Source organism: Dactylosporangium sp. NPDC051484 (assembly GCF_040689395.1).
In the GTDB taxonomy this organism is placed as follows: Bacteria; Actinomycetota; Actinomycetes; order Mycobacteriales; family Micromonosporaceae; genus Dactylosporangium.
Genome location: NZ_JBFAZX010000005.1, coordinates 1 through 24,482 on the forward strand (window position 1 = coordinate 1; position 24,482 = coordinate 24,482).

24 protein-coding genes are annotated in these 24,482 nt (G+C 71.4%); 8 read left to right on the forward strand and 16 right to left on the reverse strand.

What is annotated here, in order from left to right; translation table 11 throughout:
• Positions 1-265, reverse strand: a 265-nt coding sequence (locus AB0367_RS10910; protein ID WP_366226408.1) for a transposase, incomplete at its 3' end; no start/stop codon positions are given.
• Positions 266-1,040: 775 nt separating this feature from the next.
• Between AB0367_RS10910 and AB0367_RS10915 the strand changes: the two genes are divergently transcribed.
• From AB0367_RS10915 to AB0367_RS10930, 4 genes are all read left to right on the forward strand, one after another.
• The gene (locus tag AB0367_RS10915; RefSeq protein WP_366226052.1) at positions 1,041-1,430 is read left to right on the forward strand and encodes a transposase family protein; all 390 of its coding nucleotides are present in this window, start codon (positions 1,041-1,043) and stop codon (positions 1,428-1,430) included.
• Between the two features lie 127 nt (positions 1,431-1,557).
• Positions 1,558-1,722, forward strand: a complete 165-nt coding sequence (locus AB0367_RS10920; protein ID WP_366226053.1) for a hypothetical protein — start codon at positions 1,558-1,560, stop codon at positions 1,720-1,722.
• Positions 1,665-2,162: a transposase gene (locus AB0367_RS10925; protein WP_366226054.1), complete on the forward strand. Its 498-nt coding sequence runs from the start codon at positions 1,665-1,667 to the stop codon at positions 2,160-2,162. Before AB0367_RS10920 ends, AB0367_RS10925 begins: the two co-directional genes overlap by 58 nt.
• A 323-nt stretch (positions 2,163-2,485) precedes the next feature.
• Positions 2,486-3,793 (forward strand): MFS transporter, encoded by a 1,308-nt coding sequence (locus AB0367_RS10930; protein WP_366226055.1) that lies wholly within the window; start codon positions 2,486-2,488, stop codon positions 3,791-3,793.
• 228 nt (positions 3,794-4,021) lie between these two features.
• Here the strand turns inward: AB0367_RS10930 and AB0367_RS10935 are convergent, their stop codons facing one another.
• Positions 4,022-4,759, reverse strand: coding sequence for a carbon-nitrogen hydrolase family protein (locus tag AB0367_RS10935; RefSeq protein ID WP_366226056.1), 738 nt, complete (start codon positions 4,757-4,759; stop codon positions 4,022-4,024).
• A gap of 155 nt (positions 4,760-4,914) precedes the next feature.
• On the opposite strand from AB0367_RS10935, the gene AB0367_RS10940 reads away from it, so the two are divergent.
• Positions 4,915-5,670 (forward strand): Clp protease N-terminal domain-containing protein, encoded by a 756-nt coding sequence (locus tag AB0367_RS10940; RefSeq protein WP_366226057.1) that lies wholly within the window; start codon positions 4,915-4,917, stop codon positions 5,668-5,670.
• On the forward strand, positions 5,667-6,641 hold the full coding sequence (locus AB0367_RS10945) for an asparaginase domain-containing protein (RefSeq protein WP_366226058.1): 975 nt from the start codon (positions 5,667-5,669) through the stop codon (positions 6,639-6,641). Before AB0367_RS10940 ends, AB0367_RS10945 begins: the two co-directional genes overlap by 4 nt.
• A 40-nt stretch (positions 6,642-6,681) precedes the next feature.
• On the opposite strand, the gene AB0367_RS10950 is transcribed toward AB0367_RS10945, so the two are convergent.
• The 11 genes from AB0367_RS10950 to AB0367_RS11000 form a co-directional block, all read right to left on the reverse strand.
• Entirely contained in the window at positions 6,682-7,890 is a 1,209-nt protein-coding gene (locus tag AB0367_RS10950) for a HAMP domain-containing sensor histidine kinase (RefSeq protein ID WP_366226059.1), read from the reverse strand.
• Between the two features lie 10 nt (positions 7,891-7,900).
• Positions 7,901-8,566, reverse strand: coding sequence for a response regulator transcription factor (locus AB0367_RS10955; protein ID WP_366226060.1), 666 nt, complete (start codon positions 8,564-8,566; stop codon positions 7,901-7,903).
• Between the two features lie 176 nt (positions 8,567-8,742).
• Positions 8,743-10,140, reverse strand: a complete 1,398-nt coding sequence (locus AB0367_RS10960) for a PQQ-binding-like beta-propeller repeat protein (RefSeq protein WP_366226061.1) — start codon at positions 10,138-10,140, stop codon at positions 8,743-8,745.
• Positions 10,137-11,501 (reverse strand): PQQ-binding-like beta-propeller repeat protein, encoded by a 1,365-nt coding sequence (locus tag AB0367_RS10965; protein WP_366226062.1) that lies wholly within the window; start codon positions 11,499-11,501, stop codon positions 10,137-10,139. Before AB0367_RS10965 ends, AB0367_RS10960 begins: the two co-directional genes overlap by 4 nt.
• Positions 11,498-12,886 (reverse strand): PQQ-binding-like beta-propeller repeat protein, encoded by a 1,389-nt coding sequence (locus tag AB0367_RS10970; RefSeq protein WP_366226063.1) that lies wholly within the window; start codon positions 12,884-12,886, stop codon positions 11,498-11,500. Before AB0367_RS10970 ends, AB0367_RS10965 begins: the two co-directional genes overlap by 4 nt.
• Positions 12,887-13,213: 327 nt before the next feature.
• Complete coding sequence (gene dxs, locus AB0367_RS10975) at positions 13,214-15,181, reverse strand: 1-deoxy-D-xylulose-5-phosphate synthase (RefSeq protein WP_366226064.1); 1,968 nt, start codon at positions 15,179-15,181, stop codon at positions 13,214-13,216.
• 258 nt (positions 15,182-15,439) lie between these two features.
• Positions 15,440-16,585 carry a hypothetical protein gene (locus AB0367_RS10980; RefSeq protein ID WP_366226065.1) on the reverse strand — a complete coding sequence of 382 codons (1,146 nt, stop codon included), beginning with the start codon at positions 16,583-16,585 and terminating at the stop codon, positions 15,440-15,442.
• Between the two features lie 91 nt (positions 16,586-16,676).
• Entirely contained in the window at positions 16,677-17,036 is a 360-nt protein-coding gene (locus tag AB0367_RS10985) for a hypothetical protein (protein ID WP_366226066.1), read from the reverse strand.
• Positions 17,033-17,782, reverse strand: a complete 750-nt coding sequence (locus tag AB0367_RS10990) for a type I 3-dehydroquinate dehydratase (protein ID WP_366226067.1) — start codon at positions 17,780-17,782, stop codon at positions 17,033-17,035. The genes AB0367_RS10985 and AB0367_RS10990 overlap by 4 nt, the downstream gene beginning before the upstream one ends.
• Before the next feature lie 114 nt (positions 17,783-17,896).
• Positions 17,897-19,096: a class I SAM-dependent RNA methyltransferase gene (locus tag AB0367_RS10995; protein ID WP_366226409.1), complete on the reverse strand. Its 1,200-nt coding sequence runs from the start codon at positions 19,094-19,096 to the stop codon at positions 17,897-17,899.
• A 2-nt stretch (positions 19,097-19,098) separates the two neighbouring features.
• Positions 19,099-21,102, reverse strand: coding sequence for an APC family permease (locus AB0367_RS11000; RefSeq protein WP_366226068.1), 2,004 nt, complete (start codon positions 21,100-21,102; stop codon positions 19,099-19,101).
• A 98-nt stretch (positions 21,103-21,200) separates the two neighbouring features.
• Here AB0367_RS11000 and AB0367_RS11005 point away from each other — a divergent pair, with 98 nt between their 5' ends.
• Positions 21,201-21,866 (forward strand): TrkA family potassium uptake protein, encoded by a 666-nt coding sequence (locus tag AB0367_RS11005; protein ID WP_366226069.1) that lies wholly within the window; start codon positions 21,201-21,203, stop codon positions 21,864-21,866.
• Positions 21,863-22,564 carry a TrkA family potassium uptake protein gene (locus AB0367_RS11010; protein WP_366226070.1) on the forward strand — a complete coding sequence of 234 codons (702 nt, stop codon included), beginning with the start codon at positions 21,863-21,865 and terminating at the stop codon, positions 22,562-22,564. The genes AB0367_RS11005 and AB0367_RS11010 overlap by 4 nt, the downstream gene beginning before the upstream one ends.
• A 3-nt stretch (positions 22,565-22,567) precedes the next feature.
• Here the strand turns inward: AB0367_RS11010 and AB0367_RS11015 are convergent, their stop codons facing one another.
• The 3 genes from AB0367_RS11015 to AB0367_RS11025 form a co-directional block, all read right to left on the reverse strand.
• Positions 22,568-23,272 carry a DUF3159 domain-containing protein gene (locus AB0367_RS11015; RefSeq protein WP_366226071.1) on the reverse strand — a complete coding sequence of 235 codons (705 nt, stop codon included), beginning with the start codon at positions 23,270-23,272 and terminating at the stop codon, positions 22,568-22,570.
• A gap of 6 nt (positions 23,273-23,278) precedes the next feature.
• Positions 23,279-23,668 (reverse strand): OB-fold nucleic acid binding domain-containing protein, encoded by a 390-nt coding sequence (locus AB0367_RS11020; RefSeq protein ID WP_366226410.1) that lies wholly within the window; start codon positions 23,666-23,668, stop codon positions 23,279-23,281.
• Between the two features lie 66 nt (positions 23,669-23,734).
• Positions 23,735-24,412, reverse strand: a complete 678-nt coding sequence (locus tag AB0367_RS11025; RefSeq protein ID WP_366226411.1) for a DUF3710 domain-containing protein — start codon at positions 24,410-24,412, stop codon at positions 23,735-23,737.
• Between the last annotated feature and the right edge of the window lie 70 nt (positions 24,413-24,482).

A 24,482-nucleotide genomic window follows, 5' to 3' on the forward strand; every position in this document is an offset into this window, starting at 1 on the left:
GCAGGATGTCGCGTTCCTCCTCCAGCTCACGGACCCGCCGCCGCAGCTGCGCGTTCTCCTCCTCGACCGAACCGGCCGGCTGCGGCCTCGCCGAAACCATCGCACCGCCAGCCCGCCGCTGGTCATCGGCCCGAACCCAGCTACGCAACGTCTCCCGATTGACGCCCAGATCGTCGGCGATCCGCGCGATCGTCGCTCCCGGCCGAGACCGGTACAACGCCACCGCGTCGGCCTTGAAATCGGGCGGGTAGTGCTTGTTCACCATCGTGTTCCAGGACTCCTGATCTCCCGGGACCATCAACATCCCAGGTTCAAGTGTCCAAGATCAGGGGGCAACTCCCCCCGACCGAAACCGCCGCCCCGAACGGCAGTCCATAATGTCAGATGGTGCACGCACATGCCCGCGATCCAGTGCACCGGGGTCCAAGCGATTTGCTCCCGGTGCGGCCGATCTCGTGACTCACGGTCACGGCAACGCGGAAGAGTAATCTTTGCATGGGTCCGGCTGTGGCATCCGGCCGAACCGATTTCGTCCGTCGCCGTCAGTGGACGGGGACCGAATCCGCCAACGTAACTGAGAATCCTTGACGACTTGGTCTCGCTATTGCTGTCGAAGCCCAGCATGCTCATGCCGAACGTCGGGGTTCGGAGCGTCGGGATCGTCTCGAGCTATGTGTCGAGTGCCAGCTTGGCGTCATGATCATTCGACATGATGTGGTCCCAGGCAGATGGTCAGGCCACCGGGCGGATGCGATCGACGGTCTTGTCGTGAAGTGCGGTTTCCAGCCGGTCGCGGGCGCCGGTGTGGCAGGCATGGCAGGAACACGCGCACGTCGTCCAGGGTCAGTCCGGCGGCCAGCAGGTGGCGGATGCGGACCCGCACCGCGGTCTGCTCGTCGTAGATGCGGTTACCGCTGGAGGCCCGTTCGCGATGTCCGGCTCAGGCTGTCAACGCTCTCGTCGACTTGGATCTGACCCTCTTTTCGTGATCAGAGACTAACCCCCGGCTTCCAAAAATCCACTGTGTATGGTCGGCCGCCATGCGAGTTTCTGATCTTGCTGTGGTTCTGCCTCACCTGGCAGCTGTGGTCGTTGAGAAGGTCGAACGCGTGGCATCTGGGCTGCGATTACACGTGCGAGCGAGGTCTCGCCGGGCCGCGTGTCCGCGGTGTAGCCGCCGGTCGAGCAGGGTGCATAGCCGATACGAGCGTCGCTTGACCGATGCTGCGGTGGCCGGCTCCCCGGTGGAGTTGCGGTTGCGGGTTCGCCGGTTCTTCTGCGACGTAGATCTCTGCCCGGCCCGGACCTTCGCAGAACAGATTCCGGGACTGACCAGCAAATGGGCGCGTCGCAGCCCGCTGATGCGCAGATCGCTCGAGATCATCGCGCTCGCCCTGCCGGGCGAGCCGGCGCCCGACTGGCCATGCTGATGGGTCTTGCGGCCAGCCGCAGCAGCATGCTGCGCCTGATCCGCGCGCTCCCGGACCCCGCTGATGGTGAGGTGACGGTTCTGGGCGTTGATGACTTCACGTTGCGCCGGGGCACCGCTACGCGACCGTGCTGGTCGACGTCGATACCCACCGTCCGATCGAGGTTCTTGCCGATCGGCGGGCGGAGACGTTGCAACGTTGGCTGGGCAGCGGCGTCACCAACGCCGTCACGTTGTGCGCCGAGCTCCGCGAGCGCGGCTACCGCGGCAGCACTACCACCCTGCGCACCTAACTACGTCCGCTGCGGGCCGCTGCCGGCCGACCACCGGCACCACGACGGCCACCGAAACCTCGCCAGCTCACCAGCTGGCTGCTCACCCACCCAGACCGGCTCACCGACGACGACCGCGACCAACTCGCCCAAGCGCGTGCCGCCTGCCCGCACCTCGACGCCCTGGCCACCACATCTCGGCCTTCGCCGAGATCCTGACCGCCCGACAAGGACAGCGACTCAACGACTGGATCACCACGGTCGAAGCCGACGACCAGCCCGACCTGCGATCCTTCACCGCCGGCCTGCGCCGTGACCACGACGCCGTCGTCAACGGACTGACCCTGACCTACAGCTCAGGCGTGGTCGAAGGACACGTCAACCGCATCAAGATGATCAAGAGACAGATGTACGGCCGCGTCAACCTCGACCTACTCCGCAAACGAATCCTTCTCACTTGATCAGGTCGATATGCCTCTCATGCAATCACTGACACCGAGGGGCCAGTGAGGCTCCGGGAGCGTCCGGTACTGAAGTGGCCCAGCAAAACCTTGTTACCCGAGTGAGGATCTTTAGCTAGGGTGAGGACCGTAAGTGATCCCGTGAGGAGCTGAGGCATGGTCGGTCGTTCGAGCGCGCGTTGACATCGTAGGCCGTGATCGGCCTGTCATCGCGTGCTGCCCTTGATAAGCGCGGCATAGCGAGCCTTCCTACCTACCACCGTCAGTGCATTCATGCACGACGGTAGGTGGACCTTGCCCAACGCCTCTCAAGGGATACCCCTGTGCCGTCCAACTCCTCCGCCTTCTCCGATTCTGCTCGGCCCGACAGCCCACCTAGCCTGTGGCGCAACTCGAGTTTCCGCAGTCTTTGGGCAGGGCAGACAGCCTCACAGCTGGGTGAACAATCCGGCTTCATTATTCTGCCGCTGATCGCTGTCTTGACGCTGGACGTCGACCCTGGCCAACTCGGCGCCCTGCGTGCCGTCGAGCAAGCACCACAACTGCTGCTCACGCTCTTCGCCGGCGTGTGGGTGGACAGATGGCAAACCCGCACCGTCATGGCGCTGTCGGACCTCGGCCGTGCCTTGATATTCAGCGCAGTCGCCGCTTGCGCCCTGGCCGGGCTTCTCAGGCTGCCGATGCTGCTGGCCTGCGCCTTGACCGTCGGCGTCCTGTCAGTATTGTTCAATACGGCTTATCAGGTGTCACTGGTACGCCTGTTGAAGCGCGATCAGCTCCTGCACGGCAACAGCGCGATCGAAGCGAGCCGGTCCGCCTCCCAAATGACAGGTCCTGCCCTGGGAGGGGCGTTGGCGGCGCTGCTGTCAGCACCGCTGGCCATCGTGTCCAGCGCACTGTTCTTTAGCGCTTCGTTCCTAGCCATCGCTCACATCCGCCACCGCGAGACGATCCCGCAGCATCCGAACGGTCCACGCAAGATGCGGCAGAACATGCGCGAGGGCATCCGCTTCGTTACCGGCAACAAAATCCTGCGCACGGTGAGCCTCGCCTCGGCAGCGTTCCAGCTGTCCCTGGCCGCCACGACGACCGCCTACCTGCTCTTTCTCCCACGAGAACTACACCTGTCCGCTGCCGTCATCGGATTAGCGCTAGCGGCCGCAGGACCCGGCGCTCTGCTAGGCGCGCTGCTCGCCGCACGCCTACCCAGCCGCCTAGGCTACGGTCCAGTCCTCATAGCCGCTGCCGTGGTCGGAAACGGCATCATGCTGTTCCTGTCCGCGCTGCGCGGCAACTCGCTGACCACCATCTGCGCACTCATCGCGATCAACTTCACGTTCGGCGCATGCGGACAACTGATCAACGTCAGCATCATCGCCGTCCGACAAGCTGTCACCCCCGGCTTCCTGCAGGGTCGCGTCGCCGCAACAATCAGCTTCGCCGGCATGGGCATGAGTCCGCTCGGGGCCCTGATCGGCGGCCTCCTGGCCGACCACCACGGGCTTCGCGCCGCTCTGCTCATCTCAGCTAGCGGCCTATTGATGTCTCCCATATTGATGATCTTGTCTCCACTTCGCCGACTAGGACGGATCGTTCCCAGGCCAGACCCGACCTATGAACAGGCGCACTGACGCTGGCCTATCAACACACGCTTGCCAGAACCTGCCGTAGCCTTTGCGACATCACGGAAAGTGGGTCAGATCCAGTCTTGCGGGAGCGTCAACACAGGCGCCGACCGCGGCCGGTTCCGCGCCGCCTCCCGCTGGCCTACCACGACCCAGCCAACACCGACCTGAATCTGTTCGCCATCGAACTGATCGGTGATGCAGCCTGTCGTCGGCGTGACGGCACTTTCAAGGTCAGCGGATGTCGGCGACGACCATACCCGTCGTCATCAAGGGCACCTGCGCCACGACCTCGGCGCGCGGGCTGATCACGCTGGTTGGACCCCAACCGATGCGGAACTCGTCGCGTTCACCGGTAACGTCAGCCGACACCAGCCACATACCGGTTTCCCGGACACGTTCAGCGCGGATGGCGTGGTGCAGATCCTTCCAATGCAGCGCGGCAGCGTGACGCATCATGTTCTGGGCTGGCACGAGGAGCAGCCGTGCCCCCTGGGTCACGATTGGCGCCGCGGCTTCGCCGAATTGCGTGTCGTAACAGATGTTGATGCCGAACCTGACACCGCGCAGTACGAAGGTCGGGAAGGCATCGCCCTTCTCAAACAGGAACTCGCCGGGCACGAGGTGGGTCTTGCGATAAGCCCCCACCAGTTCGCCCTGCGCGACGACGACAGCCGTGTTGAAGTACCTGCCATCAGCCTGTTCGATGACGCCGAACACGAGTGTCTGCCCGATCCGTGCCAGCCTCTGCAACACCACGGCGAACCGGGCAGAGTCGAGGCTGAGCGCATGCTCGCGCACATGCTGCTCCTCCACAAGATAGCCCTGCAGGAAGCACTCCGGGAACAACAACAGATCCACGTCTTGTGCGTCGGCTTGCGCTGCGAAGCCCTCGATACACAACAGTGCTCGTTCGATGTCGCCGAGGAACTCCGGCGTCTGGCAGGCGCCAACCCGCAACCACCCGCGCACGCCCCGATCCTAAAGCGCAACGACAGCACCGCTGCGAACAATCCGGCCGCACTTTCGATGAGACAGCACAGCGCGATCGACCCGCTGCCGTTCATGCGCGCCCACGGCACCCCCACCGGCTAGACATGTAACCCTAGTGGGGGTATACAGGGGGTATGCCGAAAATCAACGTGTACCTTCCCGACGAGCTGGCCGAGGCCGTTCGCGAGGCCGGCGTGCCCGTTTCCGCCGTCTGCCAGCGTGCCCTGGAGCAGGCGGTGCGGCGCATCACCGCGATCCGCGAGACCGTCCTCGGCGACCTCGACGACGCCGCCCTCGCCGCGCGGCTGCCCAGCTTCACCGCGCGTGCGCGCACCGCGCTGCGCCTGGCCGCCGATCGATCCGCCGACCCAGCCGACCCAGCTAGCGCGACCGGCGACGCCGCGGTCGGCACCGGGCACGTGCTCGGCGGCCTCGTCGCCGAGGGCGACAACCTGGCCCTGCACGTGCTGCGGGCGATCGAGATCGAGCCGGACCGGGTCGTGCGCGAGCTCGCCGCCCGGCCGCTCGCCGAGGCCGGCGGCGACGGTGCCGCGCGGCACTTCAGCGCCCCGGCCGCCGGCGCCCTCGAGCTGGCCGTCACCGAGGCGACCGCGCTCGGGCACAACTACGTCGGCTGCGAGCACCTGCTGCTCGGGCTCATCGCCGAGCCCGACGGCACGGGCGGCCAGCTGCTGCGCTCGCTCGGCGCCGAGCTGCGCCTGACCCGCCGGGCGGTCGCCGCCGCCCTGGCCGGATACGTGCACCTGCGGGCCACCCAGGCCGCCGCCCAGGCCGCCCCGCCCGCCACCGACCCGGTCATGGCGGCGCTGGCCACGCTGACGGAGCGCATCGAGCGCCTGGAACGGCAGAACCGGCAGGACACCGCATGACCCGGCGCGTGCTGCTGCTGGCCACCAAGGACACCATCGCGTACGGGCACGAGTCCGTCGCCACCGGCGCCGAGCTGCTCGCCACGATCCCGGCCGACCGGCTCGCCGCGGACGTCGCCGTCGAGGACGTCCTCGCCGAGCCCGGCTGGGACATGACCCCGGGCACGATGCTCGCCCTCGCGCGCCGGGCCCGCGCCGCGATCGCCGAGGACGGCTTCGACGGCGTCGTCATCACGCACGGCACCGACACCCTGGAGGAGACCGCGTACCTCGCCGACCTGCTCGCCGGGCCGGCCGCCGCACGGGGCACGATCGTGCTGACCGGCGCGACCCGGGCACTCGACGAGCTCTCCAGCGACGGGCCGCGCAACCTCGCCGCGGCGATCGCCGCCGCCGCCGACTCCGCGCTCGCCGGGGCCGGGGCGGTCGCCTGCCTCAACGACGAGCTGCACGCGGCTCGCTGGGTCACCCTGGCCGACGCCGCCGGCGTGGCCGCGTTCTCCTCCGCGCCGCACCCGCTGCTCGGCCGCGTGACCGGCGGCAAGCCCGGCGAGGGGGTCGAGCTGCTCGCCGCCCCGCCGCCACGCCCGCCCGACCCGCGCGGCGACCCGGAGACCGACGTCGCCCTGATCAAGACGTACCCGGGCATCGACGGGGCGCTGCTCACCGCCGTGGTCGACGCCGGGGCGCGCGGCGTGGTGCTGGAGGGCACCGGCATGTTCAACGTGCCGGCCTCGCTACTGGCCACCATCAGCGACCTCACCGAGTGGGACATCCCGGTGGTCGTCGCCTCCCGGTGCCGCACCCGCCCGGTCGCCCTCGACGCGCTGCCGCTCGGCACCGCCCTGGCCGGCAAGGTCGGCGCGATCGGCGCCCGCGGCCTCGCGCCCGCCAAGGCCCGCGCCGCCCTTATGGTCGCCCTCGGCGCCGGCGGCGTCGCGGCCGCCCGCGACTACTTCGACCGGCTCTGAACCGACCGGCTCCGCAGGAGGAGATAGCCCGCGATCACATCTATCGGGCCGCGGGCCGCACCGTCGCCGTGCCGCTGAGGACCGGGGTGACCGCGGCGGCGGGCAGCGACACGGTGACCTCCAGGCCGCCGCCTTTCAGCGCGATCGCGCTGACCCCGCCGCCGTGCGCCTCGCAGACCGCCCGCACGATCGACAGGCCGAGCCCGGTGCCGCGAGCCCCGGTGCGCTCCCGCCCGCCGCGGCGGAACGGCTCGAACAGCGCCGGCAGGTCGGCCGGCTCGACCTCGAAGCCGGTGTTGCCCACGACGAGCCAGGCGAGGGTCTCGTCGGTGCCGGTGCGCACCCAGATGCGCCCGGCGAGGTGGTTGTACCGGACCGCGTTCTCGATGAGGTTGCCGGCCAGCCGCTCCAGCAGGCCTGGGTCGCCGACCACGTTGGCCGGGGTCAGCTCGGTGCTGACGTCGAGGCTGAGCCGCTGGATCTCCTTGCCCATCGCCGACAGCGCCACGGCGACCCCGGTGGCCAAGTCGGTGCTCACCTTGCGGCCGAGGCGCCGGCCGGCCTGCGCCTCCGTGCGGGCGAGCAGCAGCAGCGACTCCACGAGCGCGTTGGCGCGCATGGAGGCGTCGCGGACCACGGTCGCCATCCGCCGGTACTCCGCGACGTCGGCCTCGGGGTCGTCGAGGGTCACGTCGACCTCGGTGCGCATCACCGCGAGCGGGGTGCGCAGCTCGTGCGAGGCGTTGGCGACGAACCGCTTCTGCGTCTCGAACGCGGCCGTGATCCGGTCCAGCATCGCGTCGAAGGTCTTCGCCAGCTCCGAGACCTCGTCGTCGGCGCCGTCGTAGTTGATCCGGGCGTCGAGCGACTCGCCGGACAGCCGCTGGGCGGTGCTGGTGACCTTCTGCAGCGGCCGCAGCGCCCGCCCGGCCACGATGTAGGCGCCGGCGACCCCGACCGCGCCGATGAGCAGCAGCGCCAGGCTGCCGCGGGTGAGCAGCTCCCACTCCGCGGAGTCGACGAGTTCGGTCTGCCAGGTGTGCGCGTCGACCTCGGTGCCGTTCTCCAGCACCACCCGGGTGCCGGGCTGCAGCTGGTCGGCGGGCTTGAGCGCGCCGTCGACGAGGATGTAGGCGAGCACGACCAGCACCAGCCCGGCCCCGACGAGCAGGATGCCGTTGAGCAGCGTGAGCCGCAGCCGCAGCGTGGGGCGGAACACGGCGGCGCGGCGCGCGTCGTAGATGGTCATGGTTCGGGCCTCACTGGGGTGCTCTGGTGCGGTATCCGGCGCCGACGACTGTTTCGATGAGCGCCGGCTCGCCGAGCTTCTTGCGCAGGGTCATCATCGTCACCCGCACGGTGGTGGTGAACGGGTCGGCGTTGGCGTCCCAGACCCGTTCCAGCAGCTCCTCGCTGGACACCACCGCGCCACGGGCCTTGAGCAGTTCCTCCAGCAGGCCGAACTCCTTGCGGGTCAGATCCAGCGGCTGCCCGCCGCGGGTGGCGACCCGCTTGGCCTGGTCGAGCACCAAGTCGCCGATGGTGAGCACCGGCGGGGCGGCCGGGGTGGCCCGCCGGCCCAGTGCCTGCACCCGGGCGACGAGTTCGTCGAACGCGAACGGCTTCGGCAGGTAGTCGTCGGCGCCGATCTGCAGCCCCTCGACCCGGTCGGCGACGCTGCCGCTGGCGGTCAGCATCAGCACCCGGGTCAGCGCGCCCGAGGCGACCAGGTCGGCGCAGATCTCGTCACCGTGCATGCCGGGCAGGTCCCGGTCGAGCACCACGACGTCGTAGCGGGTGACCATCGCCATCTCGTGCCCGCGCGTCCCGTCGTAGGCGACGTCGACGGCCATGCCTTGCCGCCGCAGTCCCCGAACGATCGCGTCGGCGAGGTTCGTCTCGTCCTCGATCACCAACACGCGCACGCTTCACCCCCTAAGCCGAGTTGCGCCCCGAGGCCAGCCCGAGCCAGTCTCGTGCCGGGGACGTGAAGTCCCCGTGAAAGCACCGTTCGAGCCAATGTAACTACCCCGACAACCTCCACGGGTGTACCGAGTCGCCGGCGGCCAGGCACGACAGCCGGTACCGGTGCACGGCCGGGCTAACCGCCCGCGGTCACCGGCAGCCTCCAGACGGTCAGGTCTCCGACCACACCGCAGGCGACGAAGCCGCCGCCGGTGACGCACCTCGGCTCCCCGGCCCAGGAATCGCCCCGGCCGAAGACCGCGATCCGCCCGGACGCCGGGTCGAGCAGCCCGACCACGGTGGCCCGCTGCCCCTCATCGCGCCGCCACACGACGCCCCGCCCGCCGGGCGCCCGGATGGCGCGCCAGCCGTCGAGGCGGTGCCGTGGTGTGCCGGTGCGCCCATCGACGACCAGCAGGTCCGGCAACGGCCGCCCCTCCTCGCCGAGGCGGCCGAGCACCAGGTCGCCCCCGGCGTCGCCGAAGATCAGGTCGTAGGCCTCGACGCGCCACACCTGCTCGCCGGTGGCCGGGTCGTAGGCCGCCAGCCCGTGGCTGTCGGTGGTGCACCAGCGCCCCGGCGCGCAGCCGGTCAGCACGGCGGACGGCTCGGAGACGTCCAGGTGCCACAGCAGCCGGCCGGTGGCCAGGTCGTACACGTCTTCGCTGGCCTGGCGGTCGCGGTGCGCCGGGTGGAGATCCCGAAAACCGACCGCGACCTGCCCGGCGCGCGCCCCGGGCGCGGACAGGCCGTCGTCGTCGCCGAGCACGAAGTGTGCGGAGCTGCTGGAGCGCTCGATCCGGTAGGTGCGCTCAACCGCCCCGTCGGCCGGGTCGTAGACGCGCAGCGTGCCGTCCGGGTCCATCACGGCGAGCGAGCTCACGCCGTACGGATTGCGAGGGTCGCGGCCGTAGGACGAGTTCGAGCCGGCCGGCACGACGAGGGTCCACGCCACCGCGCCGGTGCGCGCGTCGACGGCGAGCACCCGGCTCTCCGGCGGCACCCTCTCCGCGCCCTGCTCCGGCTCGGCCTTGCTGAGATCCGACGTCAGGATCCGGCCGCCGACCATACCTACCACCCTCGCCCCGCCGCGGCGCCACAGCTCGGCGCCGGTGCGCGCGTCGCGCACCGTCACGGTGGCGAGCGCTGGGTCGTTGGCGCTGTACTCACTCAGCACCACCACGCCCGCGTCGGCGAAGGCGAGCTGCTGACCGTCGTCCAGCTCGGTACTCCACAGCACGGCGCCCCCGGCCGCGTCATAGGCGTCGAGCCGGTGGCCGCCCGCCCCGAGGGACCGGGTGACGAACAGCCGCCCATCGCCCAGCGTCGCGTCGCTGACCCCGGCGCCGATGTGCAGCAGCGGCCCGGAGACGGCCGCGTCGGCGACCGGCAGCCCCGCGGCAAGCGTGGCGACGAGCAGCAGCGCGGCCAGGCGCGTCCCCGCACTCGCGCGGCGCCGCGGCCGCAGCGTGTCCGGCGGCGCCCACGGCTCGGCCGCGCCGAGGTCGATGACGACCGGCTCGGACCCGGTCACGGCCACCTCCACACAGTCAGGGTGCCGCCGGCGGTACAGGCGACGACGCCCGCCCCGGCGGCGCACCTCGTCCCGAGGCCCGTGGCGACGCGTCCGAGCACGGCTACCCTGCCGGAGCCCGGGTCATAGACCCCGACGAGCGCGTCGCGGCGACCGAGGTCCGGCAACGTCATGAGGACCGTCCGGCCGGAGCCCGCGTACCAGCCGTCGAGGCGGTGCCGCACCGCACCGGTGCGAGCGTCGACTGCGAGCACCACCGGCTCGTGCGACGGCGCCGCGGACGTGCCGAACCCGCCAAGGACGACGATGTCACCGACCAGCCCGAAGACGCTGTTGTACTCAGCGACACGCCAAACCTGCTCGCCGGTGCCCGCGTCGTAGGCCCGCATGCCTTCCCCGTCGACGCGGCACCAACGCTCGGGCGCGCAGGCGAACAGGGGCGTGTAGAACGCGACGTCACCCTGCCACAGCAGCCGCCCGGTGCCCCGCTCGTAGGCGCCGACGATGGCCTGCCTGCCCGCCGTGGCGACGACCACCTGCGCGGCGCCGGTCGTGTACGCGAACACCGGGCCGGACCGCTCCAGCCGTTCCCGGCGTACGACCGCACCGGTGGCCAGGTCGTGCGTCCGCAGCACGCCGTCCGGGCCAAGCTGGGTGAGCGACTCCAGCCGGGCTTCGTCGCCGTCGAGCCCGTGCAGCTCGACCCGAGCCCCGGCCGGCGCGGTCACCGTCCACGCCGCCGCGCCGGTGCGCTCGTCGACGGCGACCAGCGTGGTCTCGGGCGGCGACTCGCCGCCCCCGGCCCCGCCGGCCCCGCCGACCTCGCCGGCCAGGTCCTTCAGGATGATCCGGCCGCCGGCCGCTCCCCGGTCCTCCGCCGCGTCGCGCCGCCACAGCTCGGCGCCCGTGCGCGCGTCGCGCACCACGACCCGGCTGGGCGCGAAGGCCCCTTGGGGGTACCGGTTGGTCAGCACCACCACATCCGCGGTGGCGAACGAGAACGCCTGGTTGGGCTCCAGCGGTGCGCCCCAGAGCAGCCGGCCGCCGGGCGTGCGCGCCTCCACCCGGAGCGCGCCGTCCTCCACCGCCCGGGTCACGTACAGCCGGTCGCCGGTCACGTGGACGTCGAACATCCGGCCGGGGAGCGTGAACACCGGCCCGCCGGGCGGCGCGTCCGCGGCCGGCAGCAGCACAGCGAGCACTGCGGCGGCCAGCAGTGCGGACCCGCGCCGCCGGCCGGCCCAGCCGCCCCGGCCCGGCCGCCCCGCCCTGCCCGGGCGCTGCGGCCGTGGCGGCTCCGGTGGCGCCCAGCGCTCGACAACGCCCAGGTCGATCACGGGTCCGGTCGCGACGCCGGTCACGGCAGCGCCCAGACGTGGAGGAAGCCGACGGCGAGGCAGGCCAGCCGCCCGGCGGTGGCGGCGCACACCGGCGAGCCGTAGAAGTCGCCGGCCCGGCCGATCACCTCGACGGTCCCGTCGCCAGGGTCGATCCGGCCGATCACGGCGTCGGTGTTGCTGACCAACCGCCAGACGAAGTACCCGGGGGCGCTGTCCATGCGCCTGTCGCAGCCGTGCGTCAGGCGCCAGTCCCGTTGGTGCCAAACGACCGCGCCGGTGCGCGCGTCGAACGCCGCGATGTCGTCGGGCCTGGACTCGTCGGCGGGCGGCCGGTGCAGCAGCAGCCGGCCGGGCACGGCGCCGAGTATCGAGCTGTAGCCCTCGGCGCGCCAGAGCCCGGCTCCGGTGGCCGCGTCGAGCACGTCGATGCCGTCCTCGCCGAAGACGCAGTACCCGTCGCCAAGACACGGGGACGGCCCGTCGTACGCCGGCACGACCCGGCCCGCTACGGGCCATTGCCACAGCAGCCGCCCGGAGGCGCGGTCGTAGATGTCGGTACCCGTCCCGCCGGCTCGCCAGACCACCTCCTGCCCGGACGCGCCGGCCTGGTGCCGGGCGACCGGGCCGGACCAGTCCAGTCGGTACGTGCCGGTGACCGCTCCGGTGGCCAGGTCGCGCACCCCCAGCACCCCCTCGGCGTCGAGGTCGCTCACCTGCGTCACCCACGGGCATTCGGAGTTGAACGGGCTCGGCACCGTCCCCGGCGGGAACTCGGCCCGCCAGGCCTCGGCGCCGGTCTCGGGGTCCAGCGCGATGTACCGCTCGTGGTGCGGCAGCGACGCCTGCGCCACCGACGGGTCCTCGGGGCCGCCGTACGCCGGGTCGAACCCCCGCGGCTCGTCCGGCCACGCCAGGTCTTCGGTGTGCACCAGGCCGCCGGCCAGCCCCGCGAACCGGGCCCGCGGCTGCTCCCACAGCGGCGCGCCCGTGGCGGCGTCCAGCGCGACGAGCCGCCCGGCGTGTCTGCCGCCCTCGTCCACCCCATCGAACCGCAACAGCACGATCCGCTCGGTGAGCGTGACGAACGACTCGTTAACCTCAGTGGTCCGCTGCCACAGCACCGTGCCGAGCCGCGCGTCGATGGCCTCGATGACGGGCTGCCCACCGCCGGCCCGGTACCGCACGACGACGAACCGCCCGCCCGCGGCCTGCAGCGACACGACCTGGGAGTCGATGCTGTACAGCGGCGCGAGGTCTCGCGGCGCGGCGCTCGCGGGCAGCAGGCTCACGGCCACGGCCAGCACGAGCGCGCCCCAGCCCCACCACCGCCGGCGCCGCCGCACGACCGGCCGCGGCGCGGGCTCCCAGGGCGTGCTGATGTCGAGTTCGATGATCGCTTCGGGCACGGGCCCCCTCTCCTCGCCTGAGAAGAGTCGCACGCGCGCCCAGCGGTTTCCGTCCCCGCGGCGGCCGTTCGCCCGGACAATGGATAACTCCAGAAGCGGCCGCGTCCGGGTTTATCCGACTTATCCGCATGTAGCGCCCTGGTCATCGCGGACGGCCGTGAGATTCGGGTCGAAATCCAGACACTGGAGAGGCCCGGACGCCTCGGGACGACGGCTCGCAAGACGCGGACGCCCGGGTCGCCGCACATGGCGACGGCCCGGGCGCAGACGCTCAGCGGCCGGTCAGCGGCGCGGAGCGCGGGAGGACAACGGCGCGGAGCAAGGGGATCAGCGGCGCGAGGCGCGGTCGCGGACGGCCGGGGCGGCCGGCAGCGGGGCGGGCTCCTCGATCCGGCTCACCCACTCGGTGACCTGCCGGGCCACGTCCTGGGCGGTCAGGCCCAGGTCGGCCAGGATCTCGTTGCGGGTGCCGTGCGCGTGCCAGCCCTGCGGGACGCCCAAGTCGCGCAGCGGCACCCACACGTCCGCGTCGCGCAGGGACTTCGCGATCGCGTCGCCCACGCCGCCGGTGCGCACGCCGTCCTCGAGGGTCACGACCAGGCGGTGCTCGCGGGACAGGGCGACCAGCTCGACCGGGACCGGGCGCACCCAGCGCGGGTCGACGACCGTCACGCCGTAGCCCTGCTCGGCCAGGCGCGCGGCCACGTCGACCGCCATGTGGGCGAACGCGCCGACGCTGACCAGCAGCACGTCCTTACGGGCGTGCTCGGCGAGCACGTCGACGCCGCCGAAGCCATCCACCCCGCCGACGCGGCGCAGGGCCGGCAGGTCGGCCGGGACCGACCCGGTCGGGAAGCGCAGGATCGTCGGGCCGTCCTCGATGCCGACCGCCTCGCGCAGCTCCTCGCGGACCGTCTGCGCATCGCGGGGGGCGGCCAGGCGCAGGCCGGGCACCACGCCGAAGACCGACATGTCCCAGATGCCGTAGTGCGACGGGCCGTCGGGGCCGGTGATACCGGCCCGGTCGAGCACGAACGTGACCGGCAGCTTGTGCATGGCCACGTCGAGCAGGACCTGGTCGAAGGCGCGGTTGAGGAAGGTCGCGTAGACGGCCACGACCGGGTGCAGGCCGCCGATGGCCAGGCCGGCCGCGGCGGTGGCGGCGTGCTGCTCGGCGATGCCCACGTCGAAGGCGCGTTCCGGATACTTGCGCATGAGCTTGGCGATGCCGGTCGGCTCGGCCATCGCGGCGGTGATGCCGACGATGTCGGCGCGCTCGTCGGCGATCGCGACCAGTTCCTCGGCGAACACGCCGGTCCACTTGACCGACGCCGGCGCCAGCAGCTTGCCGGTCTCGATGTCGAAGGCGCTGCCCGGGCCGTGCAGGCAGTCGGCCTCGTCCTCCTCCGCGGGGCGGTAGCCGAAGCCCTTGCGCGTCACCGCGTGCACGATCACCGGGCCGCCGAAGTTCTTCGCCTTGCGCAGCGCCGACTCGACGGCCTCCAGGTCGTGGCCGTCGACCGGCCCGACGTACTTGATGCCGAGGTCCTCGAACATCGCCTGCGGCGCGATGGCGTCCTTGATGCCCTTCTTGACCGCGTGCAGCACCTCGTACAGCGGCGGCCCGACCAGCGGGGTGCGCCCCAGGTTGTCCTTGACCAGGTCGAGGACCTTCTCGTAGCCGGGGTTGAGCCGCAGGTTCGACAGGTGATCGGCGAGGCCGCCGATGGTCGGGGAGTAGGAGCGGCCGTTGTCGTTGACGACGATGACCAGCGGGTTTCGGGCCGCGGCGATGTTGTTCAGCGCCTCCCAGCACATGCCACCGGTCAGCGCGCCGTCGCCGACGACGGCGACCACGTGCCGGGGCTCGCCGCGCAGCGCGAAGGCCCTGGACAGCCCGTCGGCGTAGGACAGCGCGGTGGAGGCGTGCGAGTTCTCGATGATGTCGTGCTCGCTCTCGGCCTGGCTCGGGTAGCCCGTGAGCCCGCCGCGGCGGCGCAGGAGGTCGAAGCCGTCCTGGCGGCCCGTGACGATCTTGTGCACGTACGCCTGGTGGCCCGTGTCGAACAGGATCCGGTCCTTCGGCGAGTCGAAGACGCGGTGCAGGGCGAGGGTCAGTTCGACCACGCCGAGGTTAGGACCCAAATGACCGCCGGTGCGCGAGACCTTCGCGATGAGGAAGTCGCGGATCTCCGCGGCGAGCACGTCGAGCTGCTCGGCGGTAAGTTTCCGAAGATCACCCGGGGCCCGGACCGTGCTCAGCAGGGACGCGGCCTCGTTCTCCTCTGTGCTCATGCCCGCCGAGTCTAGTGTGGTCGCGCCGTAGCGCACCTTGGCCGATCGAATCTTGACATGTTCCACACATCCCGGTCACATAGGGCGGCCGGCGACCGCCGCAGCAACCGTGCGGTGTGCTTGCTGCACGAACTCGCCCGGACGAACGTGCCCGGACGAACGTGCCTGGCCGAAGGCGGCGCCCGCGACCACCCCCGTGGGTGAGCGAGCCGACCACCTCCGCCAGGTCCCCATCCCACCCGTGCCGGCGGTGTGGCGTCAGGCCGGCGGCGCGACCCACTCCGACCGCGGGGTCGGGGTGATGCCGATCTCGGCGGCCAGGGTCGCCGTCGACAGCGGCTCGTGCCGGGCGCGCATGTCGGCGTAGGCGGTCACGACGAGCACGTCGGTGAGCGTCCGCACGCCGGCCGAGAGCAGGCCCGAGACCAGGACGCGGGCGATCACCGCGGCCGTGGTCGCCGTCGCGACCCCGGCGACCCGGGTGCCGTCCGGCACCACCGGGGTGTCGGAGGGGAAGGCCACCTCGATGACCTGGCCGATCACGTACGCGATGACGCCGACCGCGAACAGCAGGCCCGCGATGGTCGCCACCCGGGCGATCGCGCTGCCGAAGTCGCGGTGGAACAGCTGGAAGCAGCGGCCGATCCCGGCGCCGCCCCGCTCGAACGTCACCACGGCCGGCAGGACGAGGAAGACCGCGTACAGGTAGATGCCCGGCAGGACGCAGGCGCAGAACCCGACGATCATGATCAGCGAGGCGAGCACCTGCCAGCCCCACAGCGGCAGGCACCGGCGCACCGCGAGGCCCAGCGCGGCGCCGAGCCGGGGCGGTTGCCCGGCGGCGACCGAGACCGCGATGTGGTTGCCGGCGACCGTGACCGCGGCGGCGACCAGGGTGCTTGCCACCAGGGCGCCGATGGCGACGGCGAACACCCCGAGCAGCGGGGACAAGTCGGGCATCGTCCCGGGCTCGGCGGCGTCGGCGGTCCGGATGAACTTGTCGATGGCCTTCGTTCCGTACAGGGCCTCGGGGATCGCCACGACCAGGCCGGCGAAGAGGCCGACGAACTGCAGCGCCAGCAGCTGCTGCCAGGCGCCACGGAAGATCGCCAGGCCGCGCTGCCACCAGCCGGAGTAGTCGGGGCTGATCAGCGGGTCGAAGCCCGCCTGCTGCCCGGCCGCCGGCACGCCGTACCCGCCGGTCGGCGCGGCCTGGTACACGACGTACGCCTGCGACGGGTCATAGTGCCCGCCGTACTGCGGCACCGGCGGGACGGGCGGAATCGGACCCGGCGGGGGCCCGAACGGCTCGCCGGGCGCGCCCGGGCCCGGCCCCGACGGCGGCGCGAACCCCGCGTCGCCGGACGGCTCGTCGGGTCCCGGTGTCGTCGGGGGCTGCGTCATGTCTCCTCCGTATCGCCGGCCGCGCGGCGCGGCACGACACAGAAGAAGAAGATAGGGGCAACCGCGCCGGTCGCGGCGACCCGCCCGGCGCTCAGCGCGACGGCGCGGGGACCATCTCCGCATACACGATGGTCAGGGCGAGCCCGGCCAGCCACACCCCGGCGCTCCACCACACGGTGGCCCGCCCGGTCGCGGCGGGTTCCCGCCCGCGCAGCGTCATGACCGCGAGCACCGCCGCGACGACCATCACCGCGACCCCGGCCCCCCACACGGTCCACGCCGCGGGGGTGCGGTGCACCTTCACGCTGCTGAGGCCGAGCGCGGCCTGGCCGATCGCGAAGACGAACACGACGGTGAACAGCACGACGCTCTGTGCGATGGTCTTGCGCAGCGCACGCAGCGAGTCGCGCCGCGGCGCCTGGTCCGGCGCGGGCGGTTCCGGCTCCGTCACCCGCGGACCCCCGCGGCCCGGCGGTGCTCGGCGTAGCCCGGCGAGAACGTCTCCAGCAGCCGGACCGTCTCGGCGAACGGCAACTGGCCCGGAGCCGGCCGACCGCCGATCGCGGAATACGTGATCCGGGAGCCGAGCAGGGGGAAGAAGACCCGCGAACCCGCGCCCTCGGCGCCCATGCCAATCACGATCATGGAGTCGTACCGCACGAGCAGCCCGGCGAGCACCCGCAGGTCCCCCGGCCCGAGCGCCATGGTGCTGATCTTGACGAAGTCGGCCCCAGCGGCCACGGCGGCCTCGACCGTCGCGCGCAGCGCCGCCTCGTCCGGGGTCGCGTCGAAGTCGTGGTACGACACGATCACCAGCCGGTCGGCGGCGTGCGCCGCGGCGACCACGCCGGGCAGGATCGCCGCCGAGGAGAGCTCCACGTCGACGGCGTCGACCTCGGGCAGGACCGCCTCGAACAGCGCCAGCCGTCGCGCGTCGTCGCCGGGCCAGTGGCCGCCCTCGGCCTTCGAGCGGATCGTGGCGAGGGTCGGCAGGCCGGCGGCGCGGAACGGCGCGACCGCGCGCAGGACGTAGTCGGGGTCGGTGCTGCCATACCAATCGATGCGCAGCTCGGCGAGGTCGACCCCGAGCGCGCGGGCGCGCGCCGCGTCGCCCTCGGCGTCGTCGTCGCCGAAGCTGACGGCGACGAGCGGCACCCCGCCGGCCAGGCGCTCGCGCAGCGTTGCCAGCGTTGCCATGGACTCCCCCTGCCTTTCGACAGTGGGAGTCTACGGCCCGGACGCGGCTCAGGACGGCCAGGTGCCCTCGCGCCCGCCCTCCAGCAGCGCGATCATCCCGAAGCCGGCGGGGTGTCAGCGTGGGGTCAGCAGGCCGATCGTCTCGAAGTGTTGCGTCATCGGGAAGCTGTCGAACGCGCGCAGTGACGTCAGCCCGTAGCCATGTTCGCCGAAGGTGCGCACGTCCCTCGCGAAGGCCGCCGGGTCACACGCGACGTATGCCACGGCGCGCGGGCCGCGGGACGCGATCAACGAAACCACCGCCCGGCCGGCGCCGGAGCGTGGCGGGTCGAGGACCACCACGTCGACGGTGCGCCAGCTCGGGTTGGACAGCACCTGCGCCACGTCGCCGCGGACGAACGTCACGTTGCGCAGGTCTCGCAGGGCACGCCGGCCCGACGCCACCGCGCGTTGCTCGGACTCCACGACCGTGACGGGGCCGCAGTGCGGGGCCAGGGCCGCGGCGAAGACCCCCGCGCCGCCGTAGAGGTCCCACGCCCGCTCCCCCTCCGCCGGGCGCAGCATGTCCAGGACCGTGGCCGTGAACGCCTCGACGGCGTGCGGGTGTACCTGCCAGAAGGCGCCCGGGTCCAGCGTCCACTCGTGACCGGCGGCGTGCTCGCGGACCGGGGCGGCGGGGGACGTCACCCGGCCCGTGCGGGAGGCGCGGGTCACGGTCGCGGTGTCGCCGGACGAGGACACGACTGCCTCGATGGTCGCGCCCGGGGGCCACGTGCGCTCGAGAATCGGCAGGGCCTGGATCGCGGGATGGGCGATGCGGCAGCGGTCGACGGGGACGATGCCGGAGGAGCGATGGCGGTGGAAACCGGCCCGGCCCTCGGCGTCGACGGCGTACTGGACCCGGGTGCGCCACGACAACGGCCCACCGGGTAGCGCCTCCACCAGTTCCGACAAATCCGATACAGACGACAAATCAGAAAGGTCCGAAACACCGCCGAGCCGCGTCAGCTGCTCGCGCAACACCTGCGACTTCAAGCGGCGCTGGGCGGGCCACGACGCGTGCTGCCAATCGCAACCGCCGCACGCGCCTGGGCCGGCGAACGGGCACGGCGGGATGACCCGATCCGGCGAGGGCAGGAGGATCTCCACCGCGTCGGCGCGCAGGAAGCCCTTGCGACGGTCGGTGACCCGGGCCCGCACCCGCTCGCCCGGCAGCGCGTGACGGACGAAGACGACCTGTCCCTCGTGCCGGGCGACGCAGATCCCGCCGTGCGCGACCGGCCCGATCTCGAGCTCCAGCAGTTCTGTGGCCATGCTCACGACTCCGGGGTGGCGGTCGAGCGCGGTCCGCGCTTCGGGCCCCGGCTCAGGGTCGCGTCGAGGCGGTCGATGTCGACGTCGCCGATGGAGCTGAGCTGCCACGGGACGCTGGTCACCATCAGGCCGGGCTCGAAGAGCAGGCGGCCCTTGAGGCGCAGCGCGCTCTGGTTGTGCAACAGGTGCTCCCACCAGCGGCCGACGACGTACTCGGGGATGAAGACGGTCACCACGTCGCGCGGCGAGTCGCGCCGCTTGTTGCGCACGAAGTCGAGGATCGGGCGGTTGATCTCGCGATACGGGCTGTCGACGACGGTGAGCGGGACTGGGATGCCGCGCCGTTCCCAGTCCTCCTGCAGCACGCGGGTGTCGTGGTCGTCGACGTTGACGGTGAGGGCGGTCAGGGTGTCCGGCCGGGTGGCCTGCGCGTAGGCGACCGCGCGCAGCGTCGGGCGGTGGACCTTGCTCACGAGTACGACCGCGTGATTGCGCGCGGGGAGCACCGGCCGGTCCTCGGAGGGGGTGAGCTCGCGGGCGACGGTGTCGTAGTGCTTCTTGATGCCGACCATCAGGAAGTAGATGACGATCATCGCGATGATGGCGATGTACGCGCCGAGCAGGAACTTGGTGATGAGGACCACGACGAGCACGGCACCCGTCAGGGTGAGGCCGATCATGTTGATCGCGCGGGACCGGATCATCTGGTTGCGGACCTGCTTGTCGCGCACGGTGCGCAGCAGCCGGTTCCAGTGCCTGATCATGCCGGCCTGGGAGAGCGTGAAGGACACGAAGACGCCCACGATGTACAGCTGGATGAGCCGCGTGACCTCGCCGTTGAAGCCGACGATGAGCACCATGGCCGCCAGCGCCAGCAGGATGATGCCGTTGGAGAACGCCAGCCGGTCGCCGCGGGTGTGCAGCTGGCGCGGCAGGTAGCGGTCCTGGGCGAGGATCGAGCCGAGCACCGGGAAGCCGTTGAAGGCGGTGTTGGCCGCCAGGAACAGGATCAGCGCGGTGATGATCGCGACCACGTAGAGCATGATCGACCCGGCACCGAAGACGGTCTGCCCGAGCTGGGTGGTGACGGTCTTCTGCACGTAGTTGGCCGGGCCGCTCTCAATCTGGCTCGGGTCCTCCACGAACTTCAGGCCGGTCTTGTTGGCCAGCAGGATGATGCCGAGCAGCATCGTGATCGAGATGGTGCCGAGCAGCAGCAGCGTGGTCGCCGCGTTCTTGCTCTTGGGCTCCTTGAACGCCGGCACGCCGTTGGAGATCGCCTCGACGCCGGTGAGCGCCGCGCAGCCGGAGGAGAAGGTGCGCAGCAGCAGGAAGGCCATCGCCAGGGTGGTCATGTTGGTGTGCTCGGCGTGGATGACGAGATCGGCGCTGGGCGCCTTGAGGTCATCGCCGAGCACGAAGATCTTGAAGAACCCGGTGATGACCATCCCGATCATGACGATCATGAAGCCGTACGTCGGGATCGCGAACGCCGCCCCGGACTCCCGGATGCCACGCAGGTTCACGGCCGTGAGCAGCGCGATCGCGATGATGGAGATGGCGACCTTGTGGGTGGCGACCCATGGCACGACCGAGCCGAGGTTCGCCACGCCGGAGGCGGTCGACACCGCCACGGTGAGCACGTAGTCCACGAGCAGGGCGCTGGCCACCGCCACCCCGAAGCGCGAGCCGAGATTGACCGTCGCCACCTCGTAGTCGCCGCCGCCGGACGGGTACGCGTGCACGTTCTGCCGGTAGCTCGCGACAACTGTGAGCATCACCACGGCGACCGCGAGCCCGATCCACGGCGAGATCGTCAGCGCCGTCGCGCCCGCGATGGACAGGGTCAGCAGGATCTCATCGGGCGCGTACGCGACCGACGACAGCGCGTCAGAGGCGAATACCGGCAGCGCGATGCGCTTGGGTAACAGTGTGTGTTTGAGCCGGTCCGAACGGAACGGTCGACCCAGGAGCAGCCGCTTCATCAGGGAGGTGGGACTGGCCACGACGTCTAAGCGTACGGGCCGCCCCTCCTGCTGATGCACGGGTGGCACCGCACATGACATCCTCGTGTCTGAGTGCCGAGGGACACGGAGGCGGGGACGTGCACGTCGTGATCATGGGTTGCGGACGCGTGGGTTCCACGCTGGCGCAGATTCTGGAACAGCGCGGTCACACCGTCGCGGTGATCGACATCGACGCCGACGCGTTCCGCCGGCTGGGCTCGGAATTCCAGGGCACAACGGTCAACGGGGCCGGCTACGACCGCGAGGTACTGCTGCAGGCCGGCATCGAGCGCGCGGACGCGTTCGCGGCCGTCTCCTCGGGCGACAACTCGAACATCATCTCGGCCCGGGTGGCGCGCGAGACGTTCGGCGTGGGCCGGGTCGTGGCCCGCATCTACGACCCGAAGCGCGCGGAGGTCTACGAGCGCCTCGGCATACCGACCGTGGCGACGGTGCGCTGGACGGCCGACCGGATGCTGCGCCACCTGGTGCCCGAGGGCAACGTGGAGGTCTGGCGCGACCCCACCAGCACGGTCTCCATCGTCGAGGTACCGATGCACCCTGACTGGATCGGGCACACCGTCGGACAGCTGGAGCAGCGCAGCGGCACCCGGCTGGCCTACCTCATGCGCTTCGGCCTGGCGATGCTGCCCACCGAGTCCACCGTGATCCAGGACGGTGACCTCGCGTTCATGTTGCTCACCGACGAGATGGTCAGTTCCGTGACGAAGGTCACCACCTCCGCACCCGAAGGGGGACATTGATCATGCGTATCGCAATCGCCGGAGCCGGCAACGTGGGCCGCTCCATCGCCAAGGAGCTCGTCGACAACGGCCACCAGGTCATGCTGATCGAGCGGGTGCCGCGGATGGTGCGCCCCGAGCGGGTGCCCGCCGCCGAGTGGATCCTCGCCGACGCGTGCGAGCTGTCCAGCCTGCAGGAGGCCGACCTCTCCTCGTGCGACGTGGTCGTCGCGGCCACCGGCGACGACAAGGTCAACCTCGTGGTCTCGCTGCTGGCCAAGACCGAGTTCGCCGTACCGCGGGTGGTCGCCCGCATCAACCGCGCCGAGAACGAGTGGCTGTTCAACGAGCAGTGGGGCGTCGACGTCTCGGTGAGCAAGCCGCGGCTGATGGCGGCGCTGGTCGAGGAGGCGGTGTCGGTCGGCGACCTGGTCCGCCTGATGACCTTCCGGCAGTCCGAGGCCAACCTGGTGGAGATCACGCTGCCGGACAACGCGCCGTATGTCGGCCACCCGGTCCGCGACGTCCCGCTGCCGCACGACACGGCACTGGTCGCGGTGCTGCGCGGACGGCGGGTGCTGGTCCCGACCCCCGACGACCCGCTCGAGGCGGGCGACGAGCTGGTCTTCGTCGTCACGTCGGAGATGGAGGACTCGGTGCGTGCCGTGATGCTCGGGGAGGACAGCCTGGAGAAGGCCCGCGACCGGCGCGGCCCGTAAGCGCTAGACCTCTGGCTCTGGCTCCGCGGGCTCGTCGCGCAGGATACGGCGGGCCTGCCAGACGGTGAGGGCGGCCAGCAGCGCATACGGCGGCCAGCCCAGCGCCAGGCGGGCGATGCCGAGCAGGTCGTCGGAGTTGGCGCTGCTGTCGCGGTAGAGGAGCACCTGCACGCCGAGTTTGAGCGCGTAGACGACCGCCCACACCACCGTCAGCCAGATGAACGCTCGGCGCAGCCGGGTGTTGTCGTACCACCGGGAGGTGCCGCCGTCCAGCGTCACCGACCACAGCCAGCCCACCAGCGGCCGGCCGATGAGCACCGAGACCACCATGCCCACCACGTAGCCGACGGTGAGCAGCATGCCCGGCAGGTAGACGTCCTTGGCGTCGCCGCTCTTCCACGCGATGTACGCGCCGATCCCGATGCCGAACACACCGTTGAGCGCGTGCCGGGTCGGCTCGCGGCGGGAGAGGCGGTAGACCGCCATCGCCAGCGCCGCGCCGACGGCCACGATGAGCGAGGTGCGCAGCGACCACCACTTGTAGTGCCCGCCCAGGAAGTTGACCACGATGAACAGCGTGATCGGGATGCTGGACTCGATGAGCCCCCGCGCACCCCCGAGCTGCTGGGCCATCTGCACCGAGAAGGGTGGTAGCGGCTCCTCCTCGCCCGCGGCGGTCTCGGCCTTGGTCTCGTTACCTGGCTGCATCCGGCCTCATCGTGGGGTCTCGAGCTCATAGTACGGGTTGTAGAGCACCTTGCGGCCATCCCGGACCGCGATGCGGCCCTTCGCCGAGATGGCCCGACCCGGCTCGATGCCGGCGATGTGCCGTCGGCCCAGCCACACCAGGGTGACCAGGTCGCTGCCGTCGAAGAGCTCCGCCTCCAGGGTCGGCAGGTTGGTGCGCGGGGTGTAGACCACCGTGCGTAGCCGGCCCTTGAGGCTCACCACCTGCCCTCGCTGACACGACAGCGCGGGCATGCTGCCGCACTGCTTCGCGTCGCGCTGCAGCTCCTCCGCGTCGAGCTCGGAGTCGCTCGCGGTCAGCCGGCGAAGAAATCTTCGCAGGCCCCGCTCCGGCACCGCTTCACTGTCCGTGGCCATGCTGACGGTGCCACCCTTCCCTTCGGCCGTCATGACACCCCCGCTACGACGGTACGCGCTTTTCCTCTATTTGCGACGTGGCCTGGGCGACGGCTTTCGGCCGGCGGCGGCCGCGCCGTTGGCACCCGCCTCGCCGGCCCCGTCCTCGTCGGCCTGCGGCTCGGCACCGGCCTCGGCGACCTCCTTGGGCAGGTGCAGCGGCAGCGGTTCGCGCACCGGCATGGCCTCGTGGCCGCGATCGACGACCAGCTTGCGCAGGCACTCCAGCAGCGGCGGGGCGACGGACGGGTCGACCGCGGCCGGGCCCTGAAAGACGGCGCGGACCAGCCAGCGCGGGCCGTCGACGCCGACGAACCGGATGTCGGTCAGGCCGTCGGGGGTGCGGACCCGGGCGCGCAGCTCGCTGCCGTAGTCGCCGTCGACCTCCTCGGCCGCGACGCCGTCGTTGAACAGCTGCTTGCGGATCTCAGCGCGGACCTCGTCCCAGATGCCCTCACTGCGCGGCGCGGCGAAGACGCCCAGCTGCAGCGCGCTTTCCTGGGAGACCAGCACGATCTGCTGGATCTTGCCGTCGTTGTCGGCCTGGACCCGCACCTCGACGCCCTCGACCGCGGGCACCTTGAGCGCGCCGAGGTCCAGCTGGGCGATGCCGGTCGGCGCCTCGGTGACGTCATACGGGCCCTCGGCGCGCGGCGACTTGCCGGAGCGGGGCTCGTCGTCGTCCTCGGCCGCGGCGGCGTCCAGATCGTCGTCAAGCTGCTCGTCGAACGACTCCTGGCCCCGTGCGGCGAGCGTGTCCGGCTTGGCGTGCCGC

Bases quoted from the DNA above. Each gene is read 5' to 3' on its own strand.
- AB0367_RS10990 (WP_366226067.1), bottom strand. From the start codon at position 17,782: ATGGCAACGCTGGCAACGCTGCGCGAGCGCCTGGCCGGCGGGGTGCCG.
- AB0367_RS10950 (WP_366226059.1), bottom strand. From the start codon at position 7,890: ATGACCATCTACGACGCGCGCCGCGCCGCCGTGTTCCGCCCCACGCTG.
- AB0367_RS10995 (WP_366226409.1), bottom strand. From the start codon at position 19,096: ATGGCCACAGAACTGCTGGAGCTCGAGATCGGGCCGGTCGCGCACGGC.
- AB0367_RS11015 (WP_366226071.1), bottom strand. From the start codon at position 23,272: ATGCAGCCAGGTAACGAGACCAAGGCCGAGACCGCCGCGGGCGAGGAG.
- AB0367_RS11020 (WP_366226410.1), bottom strand. From the start codon at position 23,668: ATGGCCACGGACAGTGAAGCGGTGCCGGAGCGGGGCCTGCGAAGATTT.
- AB0367_RS10915 (WP_366226052.1), top strand. From the start codon at position 1,041: ATGCGAGTTTCTGATCTTGCTGTGGTTCTGCCTCACCTGGCAGCTGTG.
- AB0367_RS10945 (WP_366226058.1), top strand. From the start codon at position 5,667: ATGACCCGGCGCGTGCTGCTGCTGGCCACCAAGGACACCATCGCGTAC.
- AB0367_RS10940 (WP_366226057.1), top strand. From the start codon at position 4,915: ATGCCGAAAATCAACGTGTACCTTCCCGACGAGCTGGCCGAGGCCGTT.
- dxs (WP_366226064.1), bottom strand. From the start codon at position 15,181: ATGAGCACAGAGGAGAACGAGGCCGCGTCCCTGCTGAGCACGGTCCGG.
- AB0367_RS10980 (WP_366226065.1), bottom strand. From the start codon at position 16,585: ATGACGCAGCCCCCGACGACACCGGGACCCGACGAGCCGTCCGGCGAC.